We start from the raw sequence: 898 nt of genomic DNA, 5'->3' as shown, positions 1-898 counted from the left end.
AACTACCATCATGAAAAAGACCAGATTTACAGAACCTCAGATTGCACTTATCTTGAAGCAGCAAGAGAATGGACTTGCAACGAAAAGATATCACCGTCGGTCCGGCCTTTTCGTAGGGCGTAAGGCTTGTGACCAGGCAATGGGATATGCTGAATACACAACAATACGTTGCCATGCGTAAAGAAGCTTTTAAAAACGATGGCGTATCCACTCCCTGCAGCCGGGATCGTCTGGCTATGCACCAAACCTGTTTGCAGTGGACATCACAAGATACACCAACTGGTAAGAATATGTCTGGGAAGGAACCTGCAACGGGGCTGATGCACAAACATCTATATCAGTTGGTACCCAACAAACCATTTTATTAACCCGCTAAAATCATTTCCAATGAACACCTATTATTTAGCAGGAGGTATAATATTTATTCTGGGAATATTGTTAGTACGATTTGTAAACCGCAGGCGATTCAACAGGAGAGGGCCTGGTGGTTTGCAGCATTTCAATTCCTATGATTCTTCAGTAGTAATTCGCCTTTTCGAATGGATAGTAAAAATTGTGGCATATATCATGATCATTTGTTCGTTGGCGTTATTCCTACATGGTTATAAGCAAGGGCACAAAGACTCGCATATTTTTAAAAATACCAAATAGAAATTTTATTCGGAAACTTATCATTTGTATCATCTAATTTTGTTTTGCTTTTTTTTTGTGATAAACAGTTTGTAATGGGAAGTAACCACTATCGCTTTTTTAGCGACAGCTTACTTTTTGATCCAACTTCAATAAACAATAGATTTAAAAAGGAATCTGAAGACCGAATTTTAAAGAGGCTTGATGAATATCGGAAATACATTACTAATAAAATATAGGATATTGTTCAAGATGTTTCAAATTCCGA

The 898-nt window shown here is 37.8% G+C and carries 1 protein-coding gene; it reads left to right on the top strand.

Annotated elements, in window-relative coordinates:
• Positions 1-181, top strand: a 181-nt coding sequence (locus KE626_RS34490) for a hypothetical protein (RefSeq protein WP_211977713.1), incomplete at its 5' end; no start/stop codon positions are given.
• Positions 182-898: the final 717 nt, after the last annotated feature.

The sequence above is a fragment of the Chitinophaga hostae genome, from assembly GCF_018224885.1.
Classification (GTDB): Bacteria; Bacteroidota; Bacteroidia; order Chitinophagales; family Chitinophagaceae; genus Chitinophaga; species Chitinophaga hostae.
Note: the sequence above shows the minus strand (reverse complement) of the source record. Positions and strands in the feature narration are given on the sequence as shown.